The sequence below is a fragment of the Micromonospora sp. NPDC023633 genome (assembly GCF_040640035.1).
In the GTDB taxonomy this organism is placed as follows: domain Bacteria; phylum Actinomycetota; class Actinomycetes; order Mycobacteriales; family Micromonosporaceae; genus Micromonospora.
The window spans coordinates 19,367-27,676 of the sequence record NZ_JBFABB010000098.1; the positions used below are offsets into that span (position 1 = coordinate 19,367).

Below are 8,310 nucleotides of genomic sequence, written 5' to 3' on the forward strand. Positions count from 1 at the left end.
GTCCCGGTCGGGGGCCGGCCCTACGCCCCGACCAGCTCGTCAACATCGCTGCGAATCCTTAGTGGAGCCCACGTGGTAGGCCCTTCCCCCCAGGTCACGATCATCGTCCCGGTCTACAACGTCGCGGACTACCTGCCCGAGACGCTGGAGTCGATCGCTGCCCAGACCGTCTTCGACCGGTGCCACGTCATCCTGGTGGATGACGGCAGCACGGACGGCTCCGACACGATCGCCAAGCAGTTCGCCGCCGAACACCCGAACGTGACCGCGCTCCAGCAGGAGAACGCCGGCCCGGGCGCGGCCCGCAACCGGGCGCTGGACATGGCGGAGACCCCGTACGTCTCCTTCGTCGACTCGGACGACATCCTGCCGCCGCGCGCCACCGAGCTGCTGCTCAAGGCGATCGTGCAGAACGAGGCGAGCATGTCCATCGGGGACATGGACACCTTCCCCAAGCCCACCGCCTTCCTCTGGAAGAAGCCGTTCGGCAAGGGCGACCGCCTCCTGCAGAGCGTGGTCGACGCCCCTGACCTGATCTTCGACGCCGGCCCGTGCCACAAGCTGTACGACCTCGCTCAGCTCCGGCAGCACGGCCTGCGCTTCCAGGAGGGCGTCCATTTCGAGGACGCCTTCCTGGCGCTGCCGATGCTGCTCAAGGCGGAACGCATCGCCCTCGTCGACGAGGTGGTCTACCAGTACCGCAGGCGGGACGTGGGCACCTCGATCATGGACAACCTGTTCACCCGGAAGCAGAACTTCTGGGACCACCTGCTGCTCTGCGACACCATCGCGGCGCTGCGTCCCGAACTGGACGTGTTCCGCCGGGAGGTGCTCGACCGGTGGCTGGTGCGCAGCTACCAGGGCTTTGCCATGCGTGCGCACACCCTGTTCGAGGACGCGGACCTTTGGAAGATCTTCGATACGTGCAGCCGGATCTACCAGGACGTCGACCCCTCGTTCATTGCCCGGTGGACGCTGGACACCCGGCACCGGGTGCCCTACCTGGCCATCAAGTCGTACGACTTCGAGTTGTTCGCACGGCCCTCGGAGCGGCTGCGTGCTGTCGTCGCGTGCGGCGGCGAGCTGCACCTCGACTACCCCGTCACGCCAGCGCTGCTCCCGCTGACCAAGGTCACCAGCGTGGGTGCGCGGGTCGAGCAGGTGCGGCTCTCGCCCTCCGGAGACACCCTCAAGGTCTCCGGGCAGATGCTGATCAACGGCCTGCCGATGCGCGCCCCGATCAGCACCCCCCTCGGGCTGCGGGTGCGCGGCAGCAACCTGACCGTGCCGGTCACCGTGGAGCGGCGCGTCGACATGAAGGCCGGTGACGAGGACCGCGAGTGGTGCGGTTTCTCGGCGGAGATCCCCGTCAGCCAGCTGCGCAACGGGCAGCACAGCCTCCGGCTCGTGTTCGAGACCGCGACGGGCCAGGCGTCCCGCCAGTGCCTCATGACGGCGGCGTACCTCCGTGACGCCACCATGAAGCGGAGCGGGGAGACCCGTATCCTGCCCACCTTCAGCGGGCGGGAGAACGTCGAGCTGCTGGTCCGGCGTCAGGGTGCCGCCGGACGCCGCCAGTGGCAGCGGATGCTGGTGCGCAAGGATCTGCGGCACATCGCCTCCCGGGCCCCGTTCTGGAAGTGGCGACTGCTCCGCCTGCTCACCGAGCCGCTCATGCGCCGCCGAGACGTATGGCTGATCGGCGAGCGTACGGACACCGCCCAGGACAACTCCTCGCACCTGTTCCGCTACCTCCGGAAGGTGGAGCGCCGGCGCAACGTCCACTACCTGCTGACCAAGGACAGCCCGGACCGCGAGCGCCTGCGCGGGCTCGGCAACGTCGTCACGTACGACTCGTTCCGGCACAAGTTCCTGATGCTGCACGCCACCAAGCTGATCAACTCGTACGACATCGACTCGTACATGCTTCCGTCCCGGTGGGAACGGTCCCGCTTCCTGAAGCACCTCAACTGGCGTATCGGTCCCGCCCGTGTCTTCCTCCAGCACGGAGTCATCGAGAAGGACGTAAGCGCCGGCCTGCACCGCGGTCGGGCATCCCTCGACCTCTTCGTCACCTCTGCCGACCGTGAGGCGGAGTACGTGTCGAACGACCTCGACTACGGCGAACTGGTGGCGAACACCTGCCTCCCGCGCTTCGACGCCCTGATTCCCGACCGGGGCAAACGACGCATCCTGTTCATGCCCACCTGGCGCACGTACCTGGTGGCCCCGTCGTACAACCCCAACGCACGGCCGCGGCTCGCCTTCGACGGGTCGGCGTACCAGACCTTCGTGTCCGATCTGTTCGGCAGCGAACGGCTGCGGGAGGCGCTGCGCCGGCACGGCTACAAGCTGGAGCTGCTTCCGCACTACGAGATGCGCAAGGTGCTGGCCGGTATCGTCCGTGAAGATGACTGCTTCGCCATGGCGGACCAGACGAAGCGGACCGTGCAGGAAGCACTCCGCCAGTGCGACCTTTTCATCACCGACTACTCCTCGACTGCGGTCGACGTCGCGTATCTCGGCACGCCGCTGATCTACGCCCAGTTCGACAGCGAGGAGTTCTGGACGATCGGCGGTTACCGAAAGGGCTACTTCGAGCACCGTGAGGACGGATTCGGCCCGGTCTGCGAGACGGCCGACGAAACCGTGGACGCCATCATCCGGTATCTGGAGAACGGGTGCGTCCGGGAGGAGGAGTACTCCCGCCGGGCGGCCGAGTTCTTCGCCTTCCAGGATCGGAACAACTGTCAGCGGGTCGCCGCCGCCATCGCGGCCCTGCCGGGCCCGCAGCGATGACGGACGGACAGAGCCGCAAACCCGCCCGGGCCGTCGCTGAGCCGTCGGTGTTCGTCGACACCTACCGCCGGGTGCTCAGCCCGCAGGCCCGCCGGGCGATCGCCAAGCGACTCAGCCCGCAGACCCGGCACCAGGTCAAGCAGTGGGTGGCCCAGGTCGCCGGCGGACAGCAGCCGTCGACTCGGCTCGCCCGTCGCCAGCCGGAGCTGCTGGCCGGCGCTGACCGGGCCCTGGTGACGGTGGAGCGCAAGACCCGGATCGCACTGGTCCGCCCGGACGTGTCGCCCTGGTCGGCCCGCGCGGGCAACCTGGCCGCGGTCACCGAGGCACTCGCCGCAGTGGGTGTGGAGCACTTCTGCGTACGCGGGCTGCCCGACCGCAACGCGGTGGTCGCCGTCGACGCGGGGGACCGGGAGCGGGTGCACGCGGCGCTCGCCGAGGCGTGCCGCCGGACGCCCGGGTACGTCGCCGAAGTCACGGGCGGGCAGGCGCGCTCGTCGGTGCCGGGCTACGAGCCGCAGGCCTGGCGACGGCTGCGCGACGCGAACGTGCTTCGACTGACCTGGTACTGGACCGATCCCGGTCACCGCCTGGTGCTCGGCGCGCCGTACGGCTGCGACGTGGAGTTCTGGACCCGACGGGAGGACCAGCTGGTCGCCCCGCGCCGGAACCTGGTGGCGCAGGAGTTGCCGGCGGCCGGCCACGCCGTCGACGCACCCGCCGACCTGTTCACCGCCCTCGGGCCGGCGAACCCGGCGGTGACGGTCCGGACCCGGCCGGAGTTCGCGATCCGGCGCCCCGACGACGTGACGTTTCCGGTCGACGTCGTCTACACCTGGGTGGACGGCACGGATCCGGCGTGGCTGCGCCGGCGCGCCGAGGTGGCGGGGACGCCGTACCACGCGGAGGCGGCGAGCGCGGCGCGGTTCCTCAGCCGGGACGAGCTGCGCTACTCACTGCGCTCCCTGCACACCTACGCGCCCTGGGTGCGCAACGTGTACGTCGTCACCGACGACCAGGTGCCGCCCTGGCTGGATCCCGCCCGCCCGGGGCTGCGGGTGGTCAGCCACCGGGAGATCTTCCGCGACCCGTCGGCGCTGCCGACGTTCAACTCGCACGCCATCGAGAGTCAACTGCACCACATCGACGGGCTGTCGGAGCAGTTCCTCTACTTCAACGACGACGTCTTCCTCGGCCGCGACGTCACCCCACGGGACTTCTTCCTGGCGAACGGCATCAGCAAGTTCTTCCCGTCCCCGGCGCTGGTGCCGCCCGGCCCGCCCTCGGCCGACGACATCCCGGCGTCGGCGGCCGGAAAGAACAACCGGGCCCTGATCGCCGAGCGGTTCGGCACGGTGCTGACGCAGAAGATGAAGCACATGCCGCACGCGTTGCGGCGCAGCGTGCTGTACGAGATCGAGGAGACCTTCGCGGCGCAGCACCGGGCGACCGCCGGCAGCCAGTTCCGCAGCGTCACGGACATATCGGTCGCCTCGTCGCTGCACCACTACTACGCGTTCCACACCGGCCGCGCGGTGCCGGGCGCACTGGACTACACCATCGCGGAGCTGTCCCACCCGGACACGCCCGCGCGCCTGGCGCACCTGCTCGCCAAGCGGGACCGCCACGTGTTCTGCCTCAACGACGCGTTCTCCACGGAGGAGGACCTGGCGGCCCAGGTCTCGGTCCTCACCCCCTTCCTGGACACCTACTTCCCGGTGCCCAGCCCGTGGGAGAAGTGCTGACCGTCGAGACGCGCTCGTCCGCCGTCAGTATCGGTCGTGCCGGTCGGGCGTCGGGTCGGGGCGCAGGTGGTAGCGCGCCGAGACCATCCGATGGTCGGAGAGCGGGGACGGGGTCACGGTGCAGCCGAGCGGTGTGACGCCGGGACCGGAGAACAGGTAGTCGATCTTGATGCTGCCGAACGTCGGTCGCATCCTGCCCAGGTCGCAGTCGGCGCCCTGGTCGTACAGCGGCTGCAGGACCTGTTGACGGCTGCCGGTCACGGTCGTGGCGGGGGTGGTGTTCAGGTCGCCGCCGATGATGGTCGGATATCCCCGTTCGTAGCCGCGGCGGGCTTCGGCGGCGAGCCGTGCGGCCTGCGCGGCCCGGACCCTGCCGTCCGGATCCTGCTGCGGTGTCGACAGGTGGGCACCGCAGACCTGGAGGCGGGGGGCGTGCAACCGGACGCAGACCGCCGACCGCCGCTCCATCCATCTGCTGCCCACGGGTTTCGGCGACGGGAGCTCGACGAGCCAGGACGCTTGGACGGTCGACGCCCTGCCGGCGTCCGGCGTGGCGAGCCGTACCGCCACCGCCTGGCCGTACCGGTCCCCGCCGGTTCCACAGGTGACCGGTCGGTTCACCAGCGTGCCGCGCCGGACCGCGGCCGTCGAGGCCTGCCGGAAGTGTAGCTTCCAGCCGGTGCCGAGGCTGCGTTCCAACGCGGGCAGCAGGTCCGCGCACATTTCCTGCAGCAGCAGCACGTCCGCTGAGCCGTTCCGTGCCGTCGTACCGATGGCGGAGGCGAGCTGCTGGTGCTGGTGGCCGGCGAGACAGCGCAACTTGCCGTTGGCGCACACGTTCCAGGTGAGCACCGTCAGCGGAGTCGGCGGGGGCGATGCGGAAGTCGGCGTGGTGGACTCCAGCGGCCGCACGATGGCGGGGCGGTCGGCCGCGGGCCAGCCCGTGGACGCCGTCGCGCCTGCGACGGCGGTGAGGGAGCCGGCCAGCGCGAGCACCACCGGCAGCGACCTCCACCTCGGCGCCACGCCGCCCCTCTCCCCGATGTCGGCGCATGATGCTGTCGACCGTGGACATCCGCCGCAGCCGCCACCGATCTGCCAGACTACCGGCCCGCAGGCCTACGGGCGGACACAGGGGAACCGGCTCAGTGCGAGCAGCGGGCGGACCCCGATCGCCTCGGCCGCGGTACGGGGTGCCCGCGCTGGCGGATCAACGGCGTACGGAGAAGATTCCCGGCGGCGGCGGGGTCGAGTCGGTCGCGTCGGCGTCGTGGACCACCCGCGCACCGCCCGCGAAGCGGTCCAGCTCGTCGCCGGCCAGCACCCGGCCGGGGAACCAGTCCCCGGCGGCGCGCCGGGTCAGCTCGGGCACCGGCGGCTCGACCCGGCCGGCCACCAGCACCAGGTTGCCGTAGCGCCGCCCGCGCAGCACCGCCGCGTCGCCGACCAGGCAGGCCCGGGGCAGCACCGACCGGACCGTGGCGACCTGCCCCCGGGCGTGGCGCAGCGGCGGGCCGTCGGCGACGTTCGCCAGGTGGAAGCCGGTGGGGCGCAGCACCCGGGCCACCTCGGCGGCGTACTCCACCGAGGTCAGGTGGGCCGGCGTGCGGGCACCGGCGAAGACGTCGGCGACCACGATGTCGTAGCTGGCGTCCCGGCTGGCGGCGAGCACCGCGCGGGCGTCGGCCACCCGCACCCTGAGCCGGGGATCCGCCGGCCACGGCAGGGCCTGGCGGACCAGCTCCACCAGCGCGCCGTCCACCTCGACCACCCGCTGCGTGGAGCCGGGCCGGGTGGCCGACACGTAGCGGGGCAGGGTCAGCGCGCCGCCGCCGAGGTGCAGCACCCGCAGCGGCGCGCCGGCCGGCGCCACCAGGTCGATCGCGGCGGCGAGCCGCCGGACGTACTCGAACTCCAGGTGCGTGGGATCGGCGAGGTCCACGTGCGACTGCGGGGTGCCGTCCAGCAGCAGGGTCCACGACCCCGGCCGGTCCGGATCCGGCACCAGCTCGGCCTGGCCGGTGTCCACCCGCGCGGCCACCGTGTCGGCCGCCCGCTTGCGTCCCATCAGCGCCGGCCCCGGGCGGCGGCGGTGAGCACCCGGTGCAGCAGCCGCGCGTCGCCGAGCAGCGCCCGCAGCCGGCGCTCCAGGCCGGCGATCGGGATCAGGTTCTGCGGCGCCCGCGGGTCCTTGTAGGGGGTGGAGGCGAACCGGGGCAGCGTGACCAGCGACAGGTCGGCCAGGCCCACCGCCTCCTCGACGCTCAGCTCGGCGGAGCACTCCATCCGGACGATGCCCGCCCACGGCGCGCCGACGGCCACCGGCAGCCGCAGGTACCACGACCAGCCGCCCCAGGCCGTACCGAGCTTGAACACCGGGGAGCGCTCGCCGGCCGCCAGGCCGGTGACCACGGCGGTCAGCCGGGCGTCCAGGTACTGGCTGTGCTGCGTCTTGATGTAGCCGACCGTGCGCGGCAGCTGCCGCCGGTTGCGCAGCGGGCCGTCGACCACCAGCAGGTCGCCGTCCGTGCGGGCCGCCCCCGAGACCTCCACCTCCAGCGCGGTCAGCGGCCCCTGCACGGCGGCCGGGAGCTTGTTCAGCTCGCCCGTGCCGCTGACCCGGTGCACCGGGTAGCGGACGCTGCCGGCCACCACGTCCACCGCCGAGGGACTGGCGGTGAACAACCCCCGACCGACCCGCGCGCCGGCCAGCTGCGCCGCGCCGCGCTCCAGGTCGCACCGGACCACCCCGGCGGCGTACGACGCGGCCAGGCCGGGGAAGGACGCCCCGTCGTCCTCGGCCGTCCACACGCTCGCGTCGATCCGGCGCACCCCGTCGACGAGCAGCACCACGTCGGGGGCGCGGACGCCGGGGCGCGGCCCGATCGCCCGCCAGTCCACCGCCGGCAGCTCGGCGTCCGGGTCGACCTGGGCACTGCTCGGCGCGGCGGGCCCGCCGCCGGAGGCCTCGAACGAGGCGCCGTACGCCGGATCCCACGCGTCGACGAAGAACCGGGGGTCGGTCACCGCAGCGAACCTTCCGTCGCGGACGCCGGGGCGCCGCGACGGGCCCCGCTCACCGGCCGGTCCGTTCGACGCGGGCCGACCGGGCGTCCTTGCTGACCTCGAACCGGACCGGGATGCGTTCGGCCAGGGCCGGCACGTGGGTGACCACGCCGACCATCCGGTCGCCCCGGGCGGCCAGGTTCTCCAACGTGGCGGCCACCGTGTCGAGGGTGGCCGCGTCGAGCGTGCCGAAGCCCTCGTCCAGCACGATCGACTCCAGGCTCGCCGCCGTGGTGGACATCCCGGCGAGCTGCTCCGACAACGCCAGCGCCAGCGCCAGCGACGCCTGGAAGGTCTCGCCGCCGGACAGGGTGCGCACGCCCCGACGCAGCCCCGCGTCGTGGTGGTCGACCACGAAGAACTCGCCCTTGTCGTGCACCAGGTCGTACTGCCCGCCGGAGAGCTCCCGCAGGATGCCCGAGGCGCCGTCGACCAGCAGGTCCAACGCCTCGGCCAGCAGCCACCGCTCGAAGTTGTTGGCCCGCAGGTGCCCCGCGAGGGCCCGGGCCACCTGCGCCTCGCGCTCGTACCCGGCCCGCTGCTCGCGCAGGCCACCGGCCTGCTCCCGGCGCCGCTCCAGCTCGCGCAGGCCGGCCTCGGCCCGCTCCAGGGCGCGGTCGGTGGCGCGTAGCGGATCGTCGGTGGGCGGCAGCCCGGCGGCGGCGAGGACGCCCGCGATGCGCTCGCCGATCCCGGCCGC

General features: G+C 72.4%; 6 protein-coding genes. 2 read left to right on the forward strand and 4 right to left on the reverse strand.

All coding sequences use genetic code 11. The features are described 5' to 3' along the window. The first annotated feature begins 72 nt into the window (after positions 1 to 72). Positions 73 to 2,799, forward strand: coding sequence for a CDP-glycerol glycerophosphotransferase family protein (locus AB0G13_RS25675; protein WP_357879073.1), 2,727 nt, complete (start codon positions 73 to 75; stop codon positions 2,797 to 2,799). Next, complete coding sequence (locus AB0G13_RS25680; RefSeq protein ID WP_357879076.1) at positions 2,796 to 4,544, forward strand: stealth family protein; 1,749 nt, start codon at positions 2,796 to 2,798, stop codon at positions 4,542 to 4,544. Before AB0G13_RS25675 ends, AB0G13_RS25680 begins: the two co-directional genes overlap by 4 nt. A 24-nt stretch (positions 4,545 to 4,568) precedes the next feature. Here the strand turns inward: AB0G13_RS25680 and AB0G13_RS25685 are convergent, their stop codons facing one another. From AB0G13_RS25685 to AB0G13_RS25700, 4 genes are all read right to left on the reverse strand, one after another. Beyond that, positions 4,569 to 5,570, reverse strand: a complete 1,002-nt coding sequence (locus AB0G13_RS25685; RefSeq protein WP_357879080.1) for an endonuclease/exonuclease/phosphatase family protein — start codon at positions 5,568 to 5,570, stop codon at positions 4,569 to 4,571. A gap of 184 nt (positions 5,571 to 5,754) precedes the next feature. After that, a complete protein-coding gene (locus tag AB0G13_RS25690) occupies positions 5,755 to 6,612 on the reverse strand; it encodes a fused MFS/spermidine synthase (RefSeq protein WP_357879083.1) in 858 nt (285 codons plus the stop codon). Further along, the gene (locus AB0G13_RS25695) at positions 6,612 to 7,571 is read right to left on the reverse strand and encodes a hypothetical protein (RefSeq protein ID WP_357879085.1); all 960 of its coding nucleotides are present in this window, start codon (positions 7,569 to 7,571) and stop codon (positions 6,612 to 6,614) included. The genes AB0G13_RS25690 and AB0G13_RS25695 overlap by 1 nt, the downstream gene beginning before the upstream one ends. 49 nt (positions 7,572 to 7,620) lie before the next feature. Continuing rightward, the coding region (locus AB0G13_RS25700) for an SMC family ATPase (protein WP_357879088.1) at positions 7,621 to 8,310 on the reverse strand (690 nt) is incomplete at its 5' end.